This window comes from Paractinoplanes brasiliensis (genome assembly GCF_004362215.1).
Taxonomy (GTDB): domain Bacteria; phylum Actinomycetota; class Actinomycetes; order Mycobacteriales; family Micromonosporaceae; genus Actinoplanes; species Actinoplanes brasiliensis.
Map to the genome: position 1 here is coordinate 2358324 of NZ_SNWR01000002.1, position 23176 is coordinate 2381499.

Genomic DNA, 23176 nt, shown 5'->3' on the forward strand with positions numbered 1-23176 from the left:
AGACGGGCAAGAGTGCACTCGATCGCCCGATTACGCGCCGGGGCGGGGACGGCCGGGGAAACGCGCCTGCACGAATGTCCCCGGAAACCGTGACGGGACTTCCGCGCACGCCACGCCCGATCTTCACTGAACGCCGACGTGGAGGTGGGTCATGGACTTCAACGAACGCATCGAGAGCCTGTTCGAGGAGTATCAGCGGCAACGCAACAGCCTCACCGAGATGCAGCAGAAGATGCGGGCCCTCACGGCCACCGCCACCTCGCCGCGTCGTGAGGTCACCGTCACCGTCGGGCAGAACGGTGTGCTCACCGACATCAAGTTCCCGACGTCGGCCCACAAGAGGCTCACGCCCGCCGACCTCGCCGAGGTCATCCTCACCGCGTACGCCGAAGCCAAGGAGGACGTGACAGCGCAGGCCGCCGCCGTGCTGGCCCCGATGCTGCCCGACGGGACGGACGCGCGGGCGCTGGTCGACGGCACCGCGGGCACGGACGCGTACCTGCCGGCCCATCCGAGGATGGCCACGAGCGTACGGGAAATGCTGGGTCTGGGACGGCAGCCGCGATGACGCAACCTCGCGGGCGGCTCTACGTCAACCCGGACGGCGTGGTGTCGGTCGGTGACGCCTACGGCGAGCACGTGCAGATCTACGACACGTACCTGGCGAACCTGGTGTCGTTGCGGGAACGCTACGCCAACGCGTGGGGCGACGACGACATGGGGCAGCAGTTCTCGACGAAGTTCCTGGACGGGCTGGACAACCTCGAGAAGCTGATCGGCGGGGTGCGCGGCACGCTCGCGTACACGTCGGAGGGGTTGCGCTCGTTCGGGAAGGCGTACGCGGAAGCCGACGAGAGCGCGATGGAGGTGGGCCGGCGCATGCAGGGCGACTTCGAGGAGTCGTTCACGCCGCGCGCCCGTTCCTTGGCTCCCGTCGAGGCGACTGCTGAGACGCCGGTCGCACAGCCCCAGCACTTGCTCGCGAGACCGCTGGACCGTGTCGAGGCGCCTCTTGCACGGACTCAGCATGCGCTTGCCAGGCCGCTGGATCGGGTCGAGGCGCCTCTTGCACGGACTCAGCATGCGCTTGCCAGGCCGCTGGATCGGGTCGAGGCGGGTGCCGAGACGCCTGTTCTGCGATCTCAACGTGCGCTCGCCCGGCCCGCGGATCGTGTTGAGGCAGGTGCCGAGACGCCGAACGCGCGTCCCCAGCACGCGCTTGCCAGGCCCCTGGATCCCGCCGAGGAGGGTGCCGAGATGCCGCGCCTCTTCAGCCGGAGCGTGAATCCCGGCGTCATGCCGATGCAACACGCGATCTCGAGCATGATGATGAAACCCGATTTCTCGTACGCCCGGATCGGCGGTGAACCGCTGCCCGAGGGGTACCAGCTGCTGGCGTTCAACCCGTTCCCCGACGGCACGGTCCGCCTCGACGCCAACCTGTACGAGTCGATCACGCCGCTCGCCGGCACGCCGGTGACCACCGCGGACGGCAAGCCGATCGACGCCGAGGGCCGGCAGCTGTTCGTGGTCAAGGACAACCCGGCCGCCGACCCGGCAGCGCCCGGCTACCAGCAGATGGTGCTGACCTACACGCCCGACGGAACGCCCACCCCCCTGCTGCCGGGCGATGCCTGACTTCCACATCCCCAACGACCCCGAGTGGCAGTGGGCTTACGACCTCATCCTGTACGGGGTCGGTGAGGAATTCCCGGAAGCCGACCCGACCGCCCTGCGCGGCATGGGCGAGGAGCTGTACGGATTCACGAGCCAGCTGCTCAACGGGGTCGGCGCCACCGCGAACCTGGGCAACGCGCTCGGCGGCAGCCTGAACGGTCCCGCGGCCACGGCGTTCGCGCAGTTCCAAGGCGACATCACCAAGAACGTGCCCACCGGCGGCCAGATCTCGTCGGCGCTCGGCGACGCCGCCTACCAGTTCGCCCTGGACTCCGAGTCCACCCAGTACAACATCGTGATCGCGGCGTTCACCCAGGTCGTCGAGATCGCGATCGCCATGTCGACCGGTTTCGGCGCGGCCGCCGTCCCCGCCCTGATCAAAATCGGCCAGGAGATCGTCGGTGCGCTGATCAGCTTCCTGCGCGCCCGCCTGCAGAACCAGCTGCTGCGCCTGGCGTGGGAGGGCATCCAGGAAGGCCTGGAGGAGCTGTGGCAGAGCGCCGCGGCCCAGCTCACCCAGATCGCCGAGGGCAACCGCAAGACGATCGACTACAAGGACCTGCTGATGGCCTTCCTCGGCGGTGTCTTCATCGGCGCCGGAGTCAGCGGCATGCACATGATCGCCGGCAAGTTCTACCCGAAAATCAACAAGAACGTCTACTCCCGCGAAACCCTGTCCGGCCTGGCCGAAACCCTTTTCGAAGGCCTTTTCAGCATGATGATCGGCGGGGGTGGCTTCAACCCGTTCGCCACGTTCTCGTCGTCGGTGCTGGGCGGCATGGCCCACCACTACGCCCAGCAGTTCGGAAACCAGTTCGGCCCCACCCCCGACCCGAACAGCCTGCGCCCACCACCGACGCTCAACACGGTCACCGGCGGCCCGGACAACCCGAACCCACCGGCCGTCGAGGGCCCCAACGTGCCTGTCGGCGGTGGCCCATCCACCGCGGGCCCTGCCACCGCGGGCCCGGTTGCCGGGGGCCCTTCCACCGCAGGACCGGCCAGCGCGGGACCCACCGGGACAGGCCCCACCGGCACAGGACCGACAAGCACAGGACCGGCCAGCATGGGACCCACCGGCACAGGACCCACCGGCGCAGGACCCACTAGCGGCGGACCAACCGGCACAGGACCCACCGGCACAGAACCCACTAGCGGCGGACCAACCGGCACAGGACCGACCAGCACAGGACCCACCGCCGCAGGACCCACTAGCGGCGGACCAACCGCCGGAGAACCGACCGGCGGCGGACCAACCAGTACAGGACCTGCCGGCGCGGGACCCACGGGTACCGAATCGATGACGCCGGGGTCAACCGGGCCGGGGCAAGGTGACACGGGGAACCTGACGCCGGGCGGAACGCAAGCGCCAGCCCCGATCGAGAGCGGCACGCCGAGCCCGAACGGCACGCCCGCGCCCAGTCCCGTCGGCGCGAACATGCCCGCGTCAACGGGCGGGAGCGCATCTGCTCCGAGCAGCGCTGAGGTAACCAACCCGAGCGGCTCCACCACATCCAGCCCCAACGGCTCCGCCGCGCCCACCCCGGACAGTGCAGCCACGCCCAGCCCCAACGGCATCACCGCACCCAACCCGAACAGCGCCACCACGCCCAACCCCAACGGCATCACCGCACCCAACCCGAACAGCGCCACCACGCCCAACCCCAACGGCATCACCGCACCCAACCCGAACAGCGCCACCACGCCCAACCCCAACGGCATCACCGCGCCTGGTCCAACCGGGGCCAACCCTGCCCACGTAGGAACGGGTACATCCGCCGCGATCGGATCCGGCGCACCCGCCACGGTTGGGACCGGCACCCCTGCCCAGAACACACCGGGCGAGACCAGCGGCGCTTCACCCGTGCAAGGTGGCCCGACGCCCGCCTCAGGCACACCCTCACCTGCGGAGACGAGCACCGGAAACGGCCCAGCCAGCCACCCGATCAATCCCGGAACGCCCGTAACCACCAGCCCGGCTATCGGCGCGAATCCACCGTCACCGGCCACCAACGCCCCCGCCCCCACGTCCGGCGCAGGCAGCCCACCGGCAGCATCCACATCCCCAGCGAATGGATCCACACCCTCCGCGAACGCATCGTCGCCTGCCGTTGCCTCGCCCCCGGCCGCCGTACCACCCCCAGCCGTAGTGTCGCCGCCGGTCGCTGCTCCCGCTCCGTGGACGGGCCCGGCCGGACAGCCTACGAGCAGTTCCCCAGTATCGGCGGCACCTCCGAGTCTGAGCGGCGGCCTACCCGGGTTCGACTCGCCCGCACCCGTCACCACCGGCCAGAACGGTCAGCCGGTAGCCACAACTCCCAGCTCTCCCACAGTCGACTCGACCGTGAACAAACCGTCATCCACAACCGGACCGCTGTCCACAGCTGAACCGGTATCCACAGCCGAGCCGCTGTCCACAACTGGTCCGCAATCCACAACCGGCCCCACAAGCGGCCCGCAATCCACAACCGGCCCGCAATCCACAACCGGGCCTGCGTCCGTCAGCGGTCCGCTGTCCACAGGCGGACCTGTATCCACAACGGGACCCGCATCCACGGGTAGGCCGATATCCACCGCGTCAACTACGCCGACGTCCACGAACTCGCAGGTAACAGCCACTAGCACGACAGCGCCGGCCTCTACCGAGACCGGCCGTAAGGGGAGCCTCGAACCAGGGGCCACCCCGCCGACAGTCGCGTCCGGGGTGGACGTGCCGGTCGTGGAAGGCCCCGCTGTTGCGCCTGGGCTGTCCACTGAAGCGCCGATCGACACGGCCCTCGTTGCTCAAGTGCCGACGGGCAATGAGCCCACGACGGAGAACGAGCCCACGAACGCCGTTGGGGACAGCAACACCCAACATCGAGACTCCACGAACGTCGCCGCAGAGATCCAGACCCAACGAAACGACCCTACGAACGTCACCGCAGACACCCACACCCAACAAAACGACCCTACGAACGTCACCGCAGACACCCACACCCAACAAAACGACCCCACGAACGTCACCGCAGACACCCACACCCAACAAAACGACCCCACGAACGTCACCGCAGACACGCACGCCGAACAGAACGACCCGGCGAACGTCGCTGGAGAGAGCCGCACACAGCAGATCGAGCATTCGGATGTTGCTGGGGAGAGCGACTTCGAGTGGGATGACGACGCGGACTCGGATATCGCGTCCGAGGTTGACTCGATCTTCGACACGGACAGCGTCTCGGATGCCGACTCGGTGTGGGATCAGGAGCTGGAGTTCCTGAACGAGCCGCCCGTGCACGACACGGCGTCCCCGCACGAACAGGTGCCCGGCGGCATAGCGCTGCTCGATCAGCGGGACAGTGCCGCGCGGGAGGCGGCGGGCAAGGTCCCTCAGCGGGACGATCAGTTCCTCGTCTTTGCGCACGGCACGCCGGACGGCGTTGTTGTGGACGGCAAGCTGGTCACCGCGCCGCAGCTGGCGTCGATTGTGCACAACGAACCCGGTTCACGGGGCAAACGGATCGTGCTGGTCTCGTGTGACACCGGCCGGGACCCGGGCGGTTTCCAGGCCGACCTGGCCTTCGAGATCGACAAGCTGCGCAGCGCCGACCCCGGCTACAACGGCGACACGTCGGTCACCGCGCCCAGCGACACCGCGTTCGTCACCCAGTCGGGCAAGGTGATCACGGCTGCTGTGACGGTGGGCAACCAGCACGTGGTTCCGGGGCAGTGGAACACCGTGTCCACCAAGGGGGTGACGGCAGAACCGGAGTCGGAGACGACCGACGACCTCGTACAGGCGGTGGCATTCCCCTCCCAGGTGCCGCCGTTCGCGGGCGCGGGCCGGGTAACGACCGATTACGCCGTACGGGCTGGGAAGGGCCCACCGTTCACGCGGACCATTCCCGAACCGGAGATCGTGGACCGCGGCCCGCAGGTCGTGCCCCGGTACGTCGTGCGGCGTCCCACGATCGTCGATCCGCACCCGCCGATCCGGGTGTCGCCGGACGGGACGCTCGCCATCAACGCCACGCCGGACGGGCGCAAGAACGAGTTCTACACGACCGCGGACCGGCTCGACGGCCTCAACCAGCAGCTGCGGGCGGCCAACAGCGCGGTCACGCTCACCGCGACGCCGGAGAACACGATCACCGTGGACGGCCGGACGCTGGTCATGGTGCAGCCGCGCTTCGACAAGGCCATGCCGTCGGTGTGCCGGGACTTCGCCGCGAACGTACTCGGCGGCGACCCCAGCCACGTGGTGCTACGCCCCGAGGGTCAGAAGGCGCGCGCGGTTCCGGTGGTGGCCAACGACGGCATGGAGGTCACCGGGGTCTTCCACCTGGCCGAGGCGCTGGCCCGCGACGACGGCCCCCGTACGACCGGTCAGGCCCGCGACGTCATGGCCCGGGACAAGCGGAACCACGGCCGCATGGCGGGGGCGCCGCGGCCGGGACGCGACTACGGGATGGCCGTCAACGGGAACCCGGCCATGGTGGAGGCGTCCCGGGCGATCGGCATCAACCAGTTCGCCCGGGCCCGGGTCGGCGAGGGGTACCTGACCCAGTCCATCAGCGATCGCGGGGCCGGGAGGGACGCCGAGTTCGACGTCGACCATTCGCGCAGCGGCACGCCGGAGAACCGCACGGGCGCGTACGGGTATCACTTCGCCGGCGTGGTGGCCGAGAGCGCCGACGCCAGGGTGCACGTCACGCTGGAGAACTCGCGGCCGAACTCGCGGGTCGAGGATCTGGCGACGGAGGCCCTGCGCCGCAACGTCCAGCAGTTCGCCGAGGACCCGAGCCGCGCCGACAACCGATACCGGGCCGAGTTCGAGAGGCTGGCGCCGCTGCTGGACAACCCGGCGGAGTTCGCCCGCGCGGCCACGATCGCACGGTTGCAGCTGCTCAACGACTCGCCCGAGGTCATCAGCAACGAGAACCTGTGGCACTTCCGGGCGTGGGGCGACACACCCGAACAGTCGCACTTCGCGTCGCAGCAGCTGTCGCCGTCGTACGTCAATCCGATGACGCTCGTGGTCGTCGGGGGCCATGCCACCCGTACGGCGTCGGTCGACTTCGCCGCCGGCGAGCTGAACGTCGACCCGGACACCCCGGCGATGCGCTCGTTCGTGCAGACCGCTGCCAAGGTGGCGGCCTGGCGGCACGCGCAGGGCCTGGCCCCGCCCGCGATCAGCGTCGAGGCCGGCGCGAACGGCCGTGGCCTGGTCCGGCTGCTACCCGACTCGATGCCGAACTCGCACGCCACCGAAATGGCCGAGCAACGCGCCGACGCGGTCCGCGACGCGCTGCGCCACCAGCTCGACAAGAAGGGCGGCCCGGCCCGGAACATCCCCATCGCGACCGGCTCACGCGGCCGCCGTCCGGCCCCCGGCCCAGGTCCGAAGGACCAACGCCGACGCCGCGCCCTGGTCGACATCGATACGTCTCCACCCGGCACAAGAAGCACCGGCCCCAGCAGCCCGGCCGCCGTTGTCGAAGACCCGGACGCGGACACGACCGCAGCGCACGAGTTCCGTACCGGCAATACGGACAACCGTGCGATCAATACCGTCAACATTGATTCCCGGGACGTCAACACGAGCAACATTGACAGGCAGGGCGTCGACAGCAGCAACGTTGACGGGCGCCACGTCAACACCAGCAACATTGACGGGCGGAGCGTCGACAGCAGCAACGTTGAGAGCCGGGACGTCGACAACAGCAACATTGACGCGCGCGACGTCAACACCAGCAACATTGACGGGCGGAGCGTCGACAGCAGCAACGTTGAGAGCCGGGACGTCGACAACAGCAACATTGACGCGCGCGACGTCAACACCAGCAACATTGACGGGCGGAGCGTCGACAGCAGCAACGTTGAGAGCCGGGAGGTCAACGCCAGCAACGTTGACGCGCGCGACGTCAACACCAGCAACATTGACGGGCGAAGCATCCACAGCAGCAACATTGACGGGCGAAGCATCCACAGCAGCAACATTGACGGGCGGGGCGTCCACAGCAGCAACATTGACGGGCGGGGCGTGGGCTCGGGGGATGTGGACTCCGGGGGCGCGACGGCGGGTGGTCTTTCGGATGGGCGTGGAGCTCGGGCGCGGGGGGTCGAGGGGCCCTGGGCTGCGTTCGGGGTTGATGGGCGGACCGGAGGTGAGATTCGGTCGGCGCTTGAGGCAGGGTTTCGCCGGTTCGACCTCGCTGACAGCTATCGCAACACCGACACTGCGGCTGAGGTGCTCAGCGGGCCGGGGGCGCCGCCGCGAGATGGGCTTGAGGTTGTCTACAAGTTCGACGTACGGGAGAACGAGTCCGCCGAGGAGCTGACCGAGCGCCTGACCCACGTGGCCGATCAGTTCGGTGGGCGGCTCGACAGCGTACTTGTCCACAACATCGACGGCGGCACCCCTGACGCCACCCGGCGCGCCTGGGACGTGCTGGCGAACCTGCAGTCGGACGGCCGCATCGACCGGATCGGGCTGGGTAACGTCCGCGACGAGCATCTGGATCAGCTGTACGAGCTGAACGAGCGCTCGCCGGTGGGCGTCCTGGAGAACTCGCTCGACAGCGTGCTGCGCGACGCGGGAGTGCAGGACTTCGTCAACGAGGCGCAACAGCGGGGCGAACCGTCGCCGGAGGTGTACTACTACGGCGTACGGCGTCTCGCCGCGAGCATGGGTCTGGAGAGCCCGGCCGACCTGCGGGGCCTGGCCAGCGCGGTGGCGACCTTCTACGGCGACGCCCCGACCCGGATGATCGTCAGCAGTGGGAACCCGGAGCGGCAGGCCGCCTCCCGCAACGACTTCGACCTGGCCCCGGACCACGCGGACCACGACGGCGTGGATCAGTTCGAGGCGCAGGTCAAGGTGTTCAACTGGCGGCAGCGTCCCACCTTCTCCACCACCAACGGCCCGGATGTCGAGCTCGACCCGCCGCTGCGGCAGTGGCTGAGCGACACGGTGACCGACTCGGCGACCGTACGGGCTCAGGTCACCGCGGACGCGAACGCGCAGAACCGGCCGGTCGACGCGGACTTCATCGCCCAATGGCTGACCGATCGGGGTGTCATCGACGACCCGCAAACCCTTGACGACGTACGCATCCCCGAGCGTTACGGGCTGCGCAGCCAGCACGTGGACCGTTCGCTCGGCAGTGTGCTGCGCGACCTGCTCGGCAACACCAGCTGCGACTGGAAGGCCTCGATCGAGCTGACCCAGCTCATGCTGACCCCGGCCGACGACTGGAACATCCTGTACCCGCACTTCGCCGAGATCGTCACCACGCAGGCCGGCACGGGCAGCGACATCGCCTCGGACGCGGGTTCGCGCACGTCGAGCTGGCCGGCTGTGGACATCCCGTCCGAGGTGCACGACGATCCGCCCGCCGCACGGGAGGTCCAGTCCGGGATCACGCTGCTCGACGACTCCGAGACGCTGAATTTCAGGACCGCCAGCAACGTCGCGCCGCGCCCGGGGCAGTTCCTGGTGTTCGCCCACGGCACGCCGAAAGGCCTGGTCGTCGGGGGCAAGCTGGTGACCGCGCCGCAGCTGGCCCGGATTCTGCAGAACCACGAGGGCGCGCGCGGCAAGCAGGTCGTGCTGATCTCGTGCGACACCGGCAGTGACCGCGACGGGTTCCCGGCCGAGCTGGCCCGGCAGGACGGCATCGCGTCGGTGACGGCCCCCGACCGTACGGCGTTCGTCACGCCTTCGGGCCGGGTGCTGACCACCGACGCCACGACGTTCGACGCGGACGGCCGCCCCCGGCCCGACCTGAGCAGCCCCGGCCGCTGGAACACGTTCACGGCAACCGCCACCGAACCGATCGAATCGGGTCCCGAGCTCCCCCGACCGTCATCACGCCACCCGGCATCGCCGCAGCGCCGCCCACAACCGGCACGCAACAAACCACGACCGGCACCGAACCGCCCACAACCGACACGCCGCCCCCGGCGACAAACACCACACCGCCCACAACCGGCACGCAAAAGTCCACAACCGGCGCGCGGCCGTTCGCCCCCGAGGCTCAGCGACCGTCAAGCGACGGGCCGGTCAGCGTCGGCGTCGAGCCGGCGGTGAAGGACATGCGGCCGATCGAGGACGTGGACGGTGATCTGGCTCAGGCTGTGGACTTCGGGCCGAAACAACCGCCCAAGGAGCCGAAACAGCCGCCCAAGGAGAAGAAGCCGACCAAGAAGGAGTTGATCGGCAGCATCGACGGGCCCGTCAAGCAGTTCACCCTGTCGTACGGCGGTGGGCAGTCGGGCCGGGCCGTCGACAGGTTCCGGCTGCGGTTCGCGCGGGACAAGCGGGCCGAACGTGCCGCGCAAACCCTCAGCCACCTCAGCTTCAAACTGCACGACACGTTCCGCGCGCTGCGGGACGCCAGCCCGGACCGGAAGAGCCTGCCCAAGGATCTCGAGGTCCAGGGCATGCTGATCAACAACCGGCTGGTGTTCGCCTCGAACTTCAACGCCACCGTCGACCTGATCGCCGGCGTCACCCTTCCGCCCGGCGACAACCCGCCGCTGCAGCGGCTGCTCAACCTCAGCCAGTCCGACGCCGGCCGCCGGCGGCACCTGTCGCACCAGGACGCCGACGAGTACGTGGGCCGCATGAACCGCAGCCACATCAAGCTGGACGCCGCTTTCGACGGCGTCCGGGACAGCGCCACCGCAGGCGCGATGCGCGCCAACCGGCTGGTGCGGATCGCCGACGCCGCCCCCAGCACCGCGGTGGGCCGCCAACAGCTGCGGCAGCTGCTCACCGACCCCGAGTATCAGGGTGCGGCCATCATGCTGCGGCTGGACACCGCCGGCGCCAACTCGGTGCACGCCGAGCAGAAGCTGATGCTGGCGGTGCTCAGCGCCGGACTGGATCCCGACGACATCCACGGCACCCACGTGGTGATGGGCAAGTACCGGCCGTGCTTGGGCTGCTGGGCGGCCCTGCACGCGTACGCGGCCGAGGGTTACCCGGTCAACTTCAACGACAACTACGGCAACTACTACACCGAGTCGACCCGCTCGATCGTCGACCACATGCCGCACCTGGCCGGGCCGGTGGCAGAGATGGTCAACGCCGTCGCCGGGCAGTTGATGAGTGTGTCCGCGTTGTCGCGGCAGATGCCGCCGCCGGACGCGACCGAGAACAACGGGCTCGAGAAGGTCATCCCGGCTCATGACGCGCCCAACCGGGGTTATGTCACGGCGTCGGACAGCGAGACCGAGTACTTCGACCAGCAGCGCCAGTACGTCACCACCAAGCGCAACCTGGACTTCGCGACCAACAGCCGCTCCCACACGCTCGGGGTGGGCAAGGCGAAGCCGTTCTCGGCGCGGGCCGCCCAGCGTGTGCTCACCGAGGACGAGCGGATCCCGCTGGCAGCGGCGTGGAGGTCGGGGGACACCGCCCACGCGACCGCCCTGTTCAAGTATCACTCCGCGCGGGGCGTCAGCAACGTGGAGCTGAGCGAGGCCTCCGGCGCCAGCGCCGGGCACGTGGGGCGGCTCATCAACGACAAGGACGGCCACGAGAAGCGCGACGGCCGCGACAAGGTGAAACGACGGGTGCAGTCGCGCAGCGGCCGCGTCGAAACGGCCTCGACGGCGGGGTCCTCGACGAGCAAGTTCACCAAGCGGCCTCCGCTCGATTCGAACGGCCAGAAGGCGCTGCGCGACGCGATGCGCGACACGGACTTCTACAGCGGCTGGAAGCGGATCGAGAAGGGCATCGACAAGAAGGAGCTGCAGGCCCGGCACATCCCGCCGGCGCTGAACGACACGCTCGACCAGGCACGGCGGCTCTACAACATTCAGAGCATCGCCGACTACCTGCACATGAAACGCAAGAGTCTGCAGCAGCACCTCGACAAGAGGTACGGCTCGGTCAACGAGGCCGCCACCAAGAACGCGGCCCTGACCCGGCAGCCCAGCCCCATCGACGAGGAGATGCCGGACGCGGGCCCGTCCTTCGAGCCGATGGACGTGGAGTACGACTACGCACCCGCCGAGGACTACGACGCGCCGGCGGAAGACTACGAAGGCATTGCGGAGTACGACGACGAACCCGCGGAAGGCGACGCCGACGCGCTTGAGCAGGAAGCCCCCGCCAACACCGAACCGATCTACGCGGGCGAGGACGGCGAAACCATCGTCACCAACGACCGCGGCACCCAGTTCTACTTCAACCGCGAAACCGGCCGCTGGCAGTATTTCGACGAACACACCAACCAGTGGTACGACTACCGGCCCGACGACCCGTACGGCAAGGGCAAGAACACCCGCTGGGCGGTCACCGACGTCACCGGCACCCACGAGACCGCTCCCCCGGCCACCGAACTCGACGCCGGTATTGCCCTGCTCGACGCTGACCAGGAGGACAACTGGCAGGCCGCCCGCAGGTACCAGCCACGCCCGAACGAGTTCGTCGTGTTCGCGCACGGCACACCCGAAGGCATCGTCGTCGGCAACAAACTGGTCACCCCCGAACAACTCGCCCAGCGCATCAACGAGGACACCCGCTCGCACGGCAAGCAGATCGTGTTGATCAGCTGCGACACAGGGGCCGGCGATTTCGACGTACGGCTGTCTCAGCAACCCGGCATCACGGCGGTCACCGCACCCACCCGTACGGCCTGGGTCACCCCCGACGGACGGGTCATCAGCGCCTCCCCCGACCTGAACGAGGCCGGCAACTGGCGGCACACCAGCGGACACCCACCCGTCTCAACGATCCTGCCCGGCCGGGACCTGCCCGCCACCAAGGAAGGCGCGGTCGCCTTCGGCCGTACGAAGAAAGACATGCTCGCCGACATCGACGGCGCCGCCAAGAAGTTCACCAAGTCGTACGGGGGCGGGCAGTCGGGCCGGGCCGTCGACGAGTTCCGTCTGCGGTTCGCGCGGGACAAACGGGCCGAACGCGCCGCACAGACGCTCAGCCACCTCAGCTTCCAGCTGCACGACACGTTCCGCGCCCTGCGTGACGCCAGCCCGAACAAGTCGTCGCTGCCCAAGGACCTCGAGGTCCAGGGCATGCTGATCAACAACCGTCTGGTGTTCGCGACGAACTTCAACGCCACCGTCGACCTCCTCGCCGGCGCCACCGTTCCCGCCGGCGACGGCCCGCCACTGCGCCGGCTGATCAGCCTCGACCAGTCGGATGCCCGCCGCCGGGCGCACCTGCCGCAGCAGGACGCCGACGAGTACGTGGGCCGCATGGACCGCAGCCGGGTCAAGCTGGACGCCGCGTTCGACGGCGTCCGGGACAGCGCCACCGCCCAGGCCATGCGGGCCAACGAGGTGCTCCGGATCGCCGACGCCGCCCCCGGCAGCTCGCAGGGCCGGCAACGGTTGCGGGAACTGCTCACCGGCGACGACTACGACGGCGCTGTCATCCTGCTGCGCCTGGACGACGCGGGCGACGATTCGGTGCACGCCGAGCAGAAGCTGATGCTGGCCGTGCTCAGCGCCGGGCTCGACCCCGACGACATCCAGGGCACCCACCTCATCATGGGCAAGTACCGGCCCTGCCTGTGCTGCTGGGCCACCCTCAACGCGTACGCGGGCGAAGGGTTCCCGGTCAACTTCAACAACAACTACGGCAACTACTACACCGAGTCGGCCCGCTCGGTGGTCGATCACCTGCCGCAGCTGGCCGGGCCGGTGGCGCAGTCCATTCGCGGCGCCGCCGACGGGCTCATGAGCGTGTCGGCGCTGTCCCGGCAGGCGCCGCCGGACGACGCGTACGAGAACGACGGGCCGGAGCGGGTCATCCCGGCGCACGACGCACCCAACCGGGGTTACGTCACGCCGTCCGACAGTGAGACGGAGTACTTCGACAAGCAGCGCCAGTACGTCACCCGTAAGCGGAACCTCGACTTCGCGACCGGCAGCCGGGTCCGCACGCTGGGCGTCGGCAAGGACAAGCCGTTCGCGCCGCGGGCCGCTCAGCGCGTGCTCACCGAGGACGAGCGGGCGCAGCTTGCGTACGCGTGGCGGAGTGGCGACGCCGCTGCCCTGTTCAAGTACCACTCCGCGCGCGGGGTGAGCAACGCCGAGCTGGGCGAGGCCTCGGGGGCCAGCGCCTCGCATGTGGGCCGGCTCATCAAGGACAAGGACGGCCACGAGAAGCGCGACGGCCGTGACAAGGTGACCCGGCGAGTGCAGTCCCGAAGCGGCCGCAGCGACACCGCCTCGACGGCCGGCTCGTCGAAGAGCAAGTTCACCAAGCGGCCCGACCTGGACTCCGACGGCCGCAAGGCGATCCGCGACGCCATGGACGGCACGAAGTTCAAGGCCGCGTGGAAGGAGATCGAGAAGCAGATCCTCCTCAAGGGCACGCTCCGCGCCGGGCATCTGCCGGACCCGCTCAACCAGGAGCTGTCGACCCTGCGGCACCGCTACAACATGCAGAGCATCGCGGATTATCTGCACATCCCCCGCAAGAGCCTGCAGCAGCACCTGGACAAGCGTTTCGGGTCGGTGAACGAGGCGGCCACCAAGAGCGCGGCCATGACGCGCCAACCGAGCCCGATCGACGAGGAGATGCCGGACGCGGCCCCGTCACCCGAGCCCATGGACGTGGAGTACGACGAGGCGCCCGCGGGAACGGAACCGATCTACGCCGGCGAGGACGGCAACACGATCGTCGAGAACGACCGCGGAACCCAGTTCTACCTCGATCCCGAGACCGGGCGCTGGCAGTACTTCGACGAGCACACCAACGAGTGGCACGACTACCGCCCCGACGACCCGTACGGGAAAGGGAAGAACACCCGCTGGGCGGTCACCGACGTGCGGGGGACGCACGAGACCGCTCCCCCGGTCGCCGAGGTGGACGCCGGCATCGCCCTGCTCGACCCCGGCCAGGAGGAGAACTGGCAAGCCGCCCGGGATTACCGGCCGAAGCCGAACGAGTTCGTCGTCTTCGCGCACGGCACCCCCGAGGGCATCGTCGTCGGCAACAAACTCGTCACCCCCGAACAACTCGCCCAGCGCATCAACGAGGACACCCGGTCCCACGGCAAACAGATCGTCCTCATCTCCTGTGACACGGCGGCAAGCGATTACGACGTACGCCTGGCACAACAACCCGGCATCACGGCGGTCACCGCACCCACCCGTACGGCCTGGGTCACCCCCAACGGACGAGTGCTGTCCGCCTCCCCCGACCTGAACGAGCAAGGCAACTGGCGGCACACCAGCGGACACCCACCGGTGTCGACCATCCTGCCCGGCCAGGAGTTGCCGACTTCCAAGCAAGGCGCGGTCGCGTTCGGGCGTACGAAGAAAGACATGCTCGCCGAGATCGACGGCGCCGCCAAGGGCTTCACCAAGTCGTACGGGGGCGGGCAGTTCGGCCGGGCCGTCGACCGGTTCCGTCTGCGGTTCGCGCGTGACAAACGGGCCGAACGCGCCGCACAGACGCTCAGCCACCTCAGCTTCAAGCTGCACGACACCCTCCGGGCGCTGCGGGACGCCAGCCCCGGCCGCAAGGACCTGCCCAAGGACCTCGAGGTTCAGGGCATGCTCATCAACGGCCGGCTGGTGTTCGCGACGAACTTCAACGCCACGGTCGACCTGCTGGGCCGGGCGCGGATTCCGGAGGGTCCGGGGACACCGCTGCAGCGGCTGCTGAGCATCGAGCAGAGCGACGCGGGCCGCCGGGCGCACCTGACCACGCAGGACGCGGACGAGTACGTGGGCCGGATGCGGCGCAGCGGCCGGAAGCTGGAAGCCGCGTTCGACGGCGCGCGGGACAGCGCCACCGCGCGGGCCATGCGCGCCAACGACCGGTTGCGGGTCGTCGACGCCGCGCCCGCCACCGCCGAGGGGCGGCAACGGCTGCACCAGTTGCTGACCCACCCGGACTATCGGGACACGACGATCGTGCTGCGGCACGCGGCCAGCGGCGACGACTCGGTGCACGCTGAGCAGAAGCTGATGCTCGCAGTGCTCAGCGCCGGGCTCGACCCCGACGACATCCAGGGCACCCACCTCATCATGGGCAAGTACCGGCCCTGCCTCTGCTGCTGGGCCACCCTCAACGCGTACGCGGGCGAAGGGTTCCCGGTCAACTTCAACAACAACTACGGCAACTACTACACCGAGTCCGCGCGGTCGGTGATCGACACGATGCCGCACCTGGCCGGCACGGTGGCCGCCCACATCCGCGGCGCCGCCACCCGGATGATGAGCGTGTCGGCGCTGTCCCGGCAGGCGCCGCCGGACGACGCGTACGAGAACAACGGGCCCGAGAAGGTCATCCCGGTGGAGGACGCGCCGAACCGGGGCTACGTCACGCCGTCGGACTCGGAGACCGAGTGGGTCGAGAAGCGCCGGGCGTACGTCACCACGAAACGCAACCTCGACCTGGCCACCGGCAGCCGGTTCCGCACGATGGGCGTCGGCAAGGACAAGCCGTTCGCGCCCCGGGCCGCCCAGCGGGTGCTCAACGAGGCCGAGCAGGCCCAGCTGGCCGCGGCGTGGCGGTCGCGCGACACCGCCTCGGCCACCGCGCTGTTCAAGTACCACTCGGCCCGCGGGGTGAGCAACGCGGAGCTGAGCGAGGTCTCCGGGGCCAGCGCCACCCACGTGGGCCGGCTCATCAACGACAAGGACGGCCACGAGAAGCGCGACGGGCGCGAGACCGTACGGCGGCGGGTGCAGTCGCGCAGCGGGCAGTCCGAGGCGGGCTCGACCACCAGCAAGTTCACCAAGCGGCCCGACCTGGACTCCGCTGGTGAACAGGCGCTGCGCGACGCGATGCGGGGCAGCGGCTTCTACAGCGACTGGAAGAGCCTCAAGAAGGGGGCGGACGGAAAGCTGCAGGCCCGGCACATCCCGCCCGCGTTGAACCAGGCGCTCGACACCGCCCGCCGGCGCTACAACATCCAGAGCATCGCCGACTATCTGTACATGGCCCGCAAGAGCCTGCAGCAGCACCTCGACAAGAAGTACGGGTCGGTCAACGAGGCGGCGGTGAAACGCGAACCGAGCCCGATCGACGAGGAGATGCCCGACGCGCCGCCGATCGCCGAATCGAGCCGGATGGCGACCAGCAGCTTCGCCGAGGTGGCCTATCGCGAGGCGTCGAGGCAGTCCCCGCCCCGGAGCGTCCCGGCCAGGCCGCGGGCCGAGCAACCGCCGGCGGGCGCAGTGCCCATCTACACCGACGAGCACGGCACCACCGTGTACGAGAACGACCGCGGCACCCAGTTCTACCTGGACCCCTCGACGGGCCGCTGGCGGTACTACGACGACTCGGACGAGCAGTGGCACGACCATCGGCCCGAGGACCCGTACGGGAAGGGGAAGAACACCCGCTGGGCGGCCACCGACGTGCACGGCACGCACGCGACCCCTCCTCCGGTCACGAAGGTGGAGTCCGGCATCGCGCTGCTCGACCCCGATCAGGCCGAGAACTGGAAGGCGGCCCGCAGGCACGAGCCCCGGCCGGACGAGTTCCTGGTCTTCGCGCACGGCACGCCGGACGGCATCGTGTTCGGCGACAAGCTGGTCACGCCCGAGCAACTGGCCGCCCGGATCGCCGAGGACAAGCGGTCGCACGGCAAGCGGATCGTGCTGATCTCGTGCGACACGGGGGCCGGGGATTACGACGTACGGCTGGCGCGGCAACCCGGCATCACGGCGGTGACCGCGCCGACCCGTACAGCGTGGACCACCCCGGGCGGGCGGGTTCTGTCGGCCTCCCCCGACCTGCGGGAGTTCGGGAGCTGGCGGATCACCGGCGGGCAGCCGCCGGTGACACGGGTGCTGCCCGACTACGAGCTGCCCGCCGTCGTGCCTGCCGACGATTCCCTGGCCGGGGCGGTGGCGTTCGCGCCCGACCTGATGACCGAGCTCGAGTCGCTCGACGACTTCTTCGACGACGAGGGCTCTGAAGAAGACCTTATGGCCAAGCTGGAAAGCCTCGACGAGTTCTTCTCCCGTGAGGAGCGGGCTGTCGCCTCCGGGCCGCGCCCTGTCGACGTCCTGGAGACGATTCCCGAGGAGTCCGACGAGCCGGAAGAGCCGGATCGGGCGCCGAGCAGCCCCGTAGCGCCCACCCCCCGCGGCGTGGATGTCCTCGAAACCATCGCCGAGGATGCCGAGGCTGAGGCGGCGGCCGAGGCCGAGGCGGTCGACACCCCGTTCACCGTACGCCGTGACCTGCCCGCGAACGTGCGCGAGAGCCGCAGCCTCGGCCTGGCCAAGCAGCTGGGCCGCACCGAGAACGTCGACCTGCGCACCCCGTTGGCCGAGATCGGCGTCGACGCCGCCACCACCGAGCAGATCCAGCGGCTGGCCGAGGGCGGCGTGGCCCCGTTCCTCGGCGACGGCCGCCCTGTCCCGGTGACCGTCGGCGGCCGCCCGGCCGAGCTGGTGGTACGCGCGGTTCTCGACTGGTACGGCATGACCCTGGGCGAGAAGGCGACCGACCCCGGAAAGGCCGAGACGAAGACCAGCGTCAAGGACATCCGCACCTCGACGGTCAAGCACAACGCCCAGGTCGAGCCGCGGGCCGCTTTCGGGGCCCTGCCGCCGCTGCTGGCCGACGTCGCCGCGCAGCTGCCGGCGGGCGCCACCGAGACCCGTACGGCCGCGCACGAGAACGAATACACCCAGAAGTCCACCGTGGACATCGCCAACGGCATCGACACCAAGGTCCCCGTACGGTTCGTGGTGATCCTGCGCGACGCCGAGGGCCCGATCGACCAGCGGCACACCGACGCGAGCGCCACCATCCGCGTGCCGAAGGGCCTGACCCGGCCGGCCGTCAACCCGCCCCGGCGCGAATCGGGGCTGCCGTCCCGGTTCGGGGTGGAGAGCGCGACCGGCCGCCCCGCCGGGCACCGCGACTTCTTCGACCAGGTCGCCGCGATGCTGCCCCCCGAGGTGACCGCGATCGACGCGCCCGGCCGCCAGACGCTGAAACAGTTCCTCGACGACGCCACCATCGCCGCTCAGCTGCCCGCCATGGTCGCGTCCGACGGCGACCTGCACCCCGAGGCGGGCTGGGTCACCTCGGAACCCCTGCTGCACGCGCCCCGCCACGGCCGCCGGCGGCTGCACCGGGCCCGCGACAGCGTCGTGCAGATGCGGCTGGTCCCCCGGTACGCGCAGATCACCGACACCGTCGCCGAGGCCACCCACACCGACACGCAGACCCGCAGCGGTGAGGACAAGGACACCAGCACGGCGACCCGTACGGTGGGGCTGTCCGGTGGTGTGGGCGCGGGCATGCAGACGGGCGCGGTGCGGTTCGCGGTCGGGCCGCGGGCCGGTTTCAGCCGTACGGTGGAGCACGGCCAGGAGCACACGGTGGCCACCTCGTCCGCCGAGACCAGCACGGTCACCGGCCCGGCCGGGCGCTACCAGGTCGTGTACGACCTCGAGGTGCGCACGATCGGCCGGCCCGCGACCCGGCTCAACGGCACGGTGGAGAGCTTCCAGTGGGCCCGGCAGGACCGCCTCGACCGGTCCGGGCTGCCCGGCCGCGGCGCCGCCGACGGCTGGCGGGGCAGGCACGGGCCGGACCGCAAGCTGTTCGCTCCCGCCCACGTCGAGCAGGGCGCCTCGTTCGGCGGCACGATCGTCGACGACTTCCGCGGCGGCGACCGGCTGTACGAGGCGGTGTCGCAGGCGTTGCGCACGGTACCGGGCCGCCGCGACTACAAGATCATGTCGAACGCCTTCCTCGGCCAGTTCGACGACCCGGAGCTGACCGACGGCCTGACCGCCGGGGTGCAGGCCCTGATCGCGCGGGACACCAAGGCCCGCAACGCGTTGTCGGACCGGCAGCTGGCCCTGCTGCTCGACCGCATCGTGGGCCCCGGCCTGGAGGTGCCGCTGGTCAAGAACGGTCATCTGCACGACTACCACACCGTGGTGAAGGTGACCGGCGAGGTCGGCGCGCTGTCCGACGGCGACGTGGTGGCCGCCGGCGTGTTCGGCGGCGGCGACAAGCTCAAGAACAAGACGGGCACGCAGGCCGGGCGCAGCCGCACCGACAAGGCCGAGGTGAGCGTCGAGGGCCGGGTCCAGGGCGCGCTCAGCAGCCTGTTCGGCACCCTCACGTTCGGTCCGAAGATCACCCGCATCGGCACGGCGGCGCACACGCTCGGCGTCACCCAGAGCGCCTCGCACACCCACGAGCACGGCGGCACGCTGGACGCCGGCGGGGCGGTCGCCGACCAGCGGATGGTCGAGTTCCTCGCGCCGCTCACGCTGCACACCACGAGCACGTCGCACCGCCGGCTCAACACCAGCGGGCGGCGGCTCACCCTGGGCCGGCCGGGCCACGACGTTCCCCGTACGGTGGAACCGCCCGTGCTGCCGGACCGCAGCCACCGCGTCGACGTGCGCCTGCTGGTGCCCGAGCACCGGGTCACCACGACGCCACCACCACCTGCCCCGGCGGCGGCGCCCCCGGTGACCACGCCGATCGAGCGCCCCGGCCCGATCAGCCGGCTGCCCGGTGGTTACTCCCGCGATCTGGACGGCAACCGGATCGAGGCGTTCACCGCGGCCGCCGACGTGCAGGCCGCCGTCAAGCAGGCGCTGGTCACCGCGTCCGGCGACCCGATCTTCGGGTTCACCGACGGCGTGCTGTCCTCCGCGATCGCCGACACGTTCTCGCCGGAGAACCTGCGCGGCAACCCGCGCCTGTTCAGCCGCCCGATCGTGCTCGACGGGCTGACCCACCCGCGCCGCGTGTCCGATGTGCACGGCCGGGTCGGCGTACGGCTGCGCCCGTCGAACCCGCAGGTGCTGACCGGCGCCGAGTACGAGAAGGTGAAGCGCAGCCTGGCGGGTGGCGTGGTCGGCAAGCAGAGCCGGGGGCACCAGTGGGAGGCCTCGGCCACGGCCACCGGGGTCGGCTCGCTGTCGGGGCTGACCGGGCGCACGGGTCCCGGCGGGCTGCTGATCGCCCAGTTCCAGCCGTTCGCCCGGCGCTGGGGCAAGGCGCGCGGGCAGGAGCTGACCGGCAACGCGCGGCTGCGGCTGACCGGGCGGCCCGAGCACCGGGTTCCCGTCCGGATCGACCTCGACGTCGAGGTGGTCGCGGAGACCCGCCGCCGCGGCAACATCGACCGTTTCGACGTGTTCTCCGACGACAGCGTGCACCGGGCCGGTGTCGGAACCCGGCGGCCCGGTTCGGTGATCATGTGGATGACCGAGGCGCAGGTGCACCGGATGCGCGAGGCCGACCTGGACCGGGCGCACGTCAACCGCGACGTCGAGCTCGGGCAGGCCCAGGTCGCCGAGACACGCGCGCTGCTGCGCGAGCAGCGGGACGCGCTGAGCGCGCTGGCCCGGCGGCAGGTGCTCGATCGGGCCGGCGCCGCCCCGGAGACCCGCGACGACCTGCTGCGCCTGCAGCGACGGGCATACCGCGAGCTGCGGCTGGAGCAGGGGCGGGCGCGCCTCGAGCTGCGGACCCGGCACGCGGCGGCGATCGACGCGCTGACCGAGCGGAAGCGGCGCGAGCTGCTCGAGCTGGCCGCCCAGCGCCCGGTCGCCGCGCCGGCCGTCAACCACGCGCCGGTCGCCCTGACCCCGCCGGGCGCCTCGATCGGGCTGGGCGGGGTGAGCACCCCGCTGGACCTCACCGACCGCATCCCGCACCTGCGGCGGCGGCTCGCCGAGACCCTGGGCGAAGCGGCCGCCGAACGGTTGCTGCCGTCCTCGCCGCTGCTCACGCCGCACGACAACTCCGGCACCGTGCACGACTTCCTGGCCGACCTCGACCGGCACCTGCCCGGCGCGCTCAACGGCGGCCGCAGCCAGCCGTTGCGCCTCGAGGACAGGCTCAGCGGCCACACGTACTACCTCACCGCGCGGGCCCGGTTCACCGGGCCGCCCCGGTTCGCCGGCATCGAGCACGTCGAGAAGCTGGGCGCCGCGGGCAAGGTCGTGCTGACCACGACGGACACCCGCACGAAGCAGCGCACGGCTTTCGGCGTCACCGGCGCCTCCCGGGTCATGGGCCTGTTCCGCGGCAGCGATCCGGCCGGTCCCGGGCACGGTCCTTCCACCGGCACGCTCGCCGCCGGGCTGCGCGCCACCGCCAACCTGTTCAACCGTGACCGCAAGCGGGTCGACACCAGCAAGGTGACCCACAAGCACGCCGCCACCACCCAGGGCCCGGTCGCCACCTGGGACAGTGACGTCGAGATCGACCTGACGATCAGCCGGGGCCAGCGCTTCGACGACCGGGACGGCGAAACCGGTGGGCTGGTGCTCGCCCGCGACCTGCAGGTGCGCCAGGTCACCCTGCACACGCTGGCCGGCGACACGCTGCCCGATCCGGTGCCCGGCGACCCGCGGCTGGGCGTTGCCGACCCGGTCGCCGCGCTGCCGCGAGCCCAGCGCACGCCGGAGGCCCGGGAGCAGTGGCGTGCGGCCCCGGGTCATCCCCGGCTGCCCGAGGCCGGCCGGTTCGGGGTGGAGCACGTGCCGGCCGACATGGGCGACCTGCGGGCGGCGGCGGCCCGCGCGATCACCGACTCGGGTGGGGCGGTGGACGCCGCCACGATCGCCGCGCTGCGCGACGGGCTCAGCGCCGACAACCTCAAGACGGCGCTGGCGGAGATGCTCGACGGCGGGTTCCGGGTGCCCCTGCCCGGTGGCGGCGACCGCACGCTCCACGTGGACGCCCGTCTCGTCCCGCATCCGCGGCCGGCCGGTGTGGACGCCCGGGTCGAGCTGGCGGGCAGCCGGACGCACGACGACGAGCCGACCCTCGAGGAGACCAGCGGAACCACGTACGGCGTCGCGGCGGTGCTGCCCGCGGGAGGCGGTGGGGTGGCCCAGCCCGCGGAGAGCCGTCCGTTCGGCGCCATGACCGGCTCGTCGCAGCGCGAACAGGCCCTGTTCGACTCGGCGGCCGCCCAGCAGCTCAAGACCGAGGTGACCACGGGCAAGACGTCGGCCCAGCAGCAGCCGGCGGCCGAGGTGGCCACGGACAAGGGCAAACTGACCCGGACCCTGTCGTACGGGGTGGAGTTCCGCTTCGTGGTGACCTCGGCACCGACCCGCCGGGAGCCGCTGGGACACCGTACGGGCGGCACGGAGCTGCGGGTGCACGACGCCGTCATCGTGCGGCTGGCCGGCGCTGACGACGTTCCGGCGGCCCTGCGCGAGAGCGCCGAGAAGGTGGCCGAGGCGTCGACTGCCTGGACGAAGGCGGTCGCGGCGCGCGACGGCGTACGGGCTCGGGGCGCCGACACCGTACGGGCCGACGCCGCCGCGGCCGACGCCGAGCGGGCCTGGTGGGCGGCGATCGCGGCCCACCAGCAGGCGTTTGCGTCCCACCAGCGGGCGCCAGGGGCCCATTAGCGGACGCCCGGGGGCCGTCAGCGCGCGCGGGACCATCAGCGGGCGCTTGCGGGACCATCAGGGAGCGCTTGCGGGAGCATCAGCGAGCGCTTGCGGGAGCATCAGCGGGCGCTTGCGGGAGGAAGCGCGAGGCTTTGAGGGCAGACCGCGCCGGCGGGCGTCG

General features: G+C 70.6%; 3 protein-coding genes and 1 pseudogene. All 4 read left to right on the top strand.

The features are described from left to right. Window positions 1–151 precede the first annotated feature (151 nt). Window positions 152–568 carry a YbaB/EbfC family nucleoid-associated protein gene (locus C8E87_RS42585; protein WP_133878977.1) on the top strand — a complete coding sequence of 139 codons (417 nt, stop codon included), beginning with the start codon at window positions 152–154 and terminating at the stop codon, window positions 566–568. Then, window positions 565–1638 (top strand): hypothetical protein, encoded by a 1074-nt coding sequence (locus C8E87_RS42590; protein ID WP_133878978.1) that lies wholly within the window; start codon window positions 565–567, stop codon window positions 1636–1638. Before C8E87_RS42585 ends, C8E87_RS42590 begins: the two co-directional genes overlap by 4 nt. After that, entirely contained in the window at window positions 1631–9748 is an 8118-nt protein-coding gene (locus tag C8E87_RS46595) for an aldo/keto reductase (RefSeq protein WP_166661469.1), read from the top strand. Before C8E87_RS42590 ends, C8E87_RS46595 begins: the two co-directional genes overlap by 8 nt. 32 nt (window positions 9749–9780) lie before the next feature. Beyond that, window positions 9781–23013, top strand: a pseudogene (locus C8E87_RS42605) (DUF8616 domain-containing protein); the annotation flags it as partial. Window positions 23014–23176: the final 163 nt, after the last annotated feature.

Bases quoted from the DNA above. Each gene is read 5' to 3' on its own strand.
- C8E87_RS46595 (WP_166661469.1), top strand. From the start codon at position 1,631: ATGCCTGACTTCCACATCCCCAACGACCCCGAGTGGCAGTGGGCTTAC.
- C8E87_RS42590 (WP_133878978.1), top strand. From the start codon at position 565: ATGACGCAACCTCGCGGGCGGCTCTACGTCAACCCGGACGGCGTGGTG.
- C8E87_RS42585 (WP_133878977.1), top strand. From the start codon at position 152: ATGGACTTCAACGAACGCATCGAGAGCCTGTTCGAGGAGTATCAGCGG.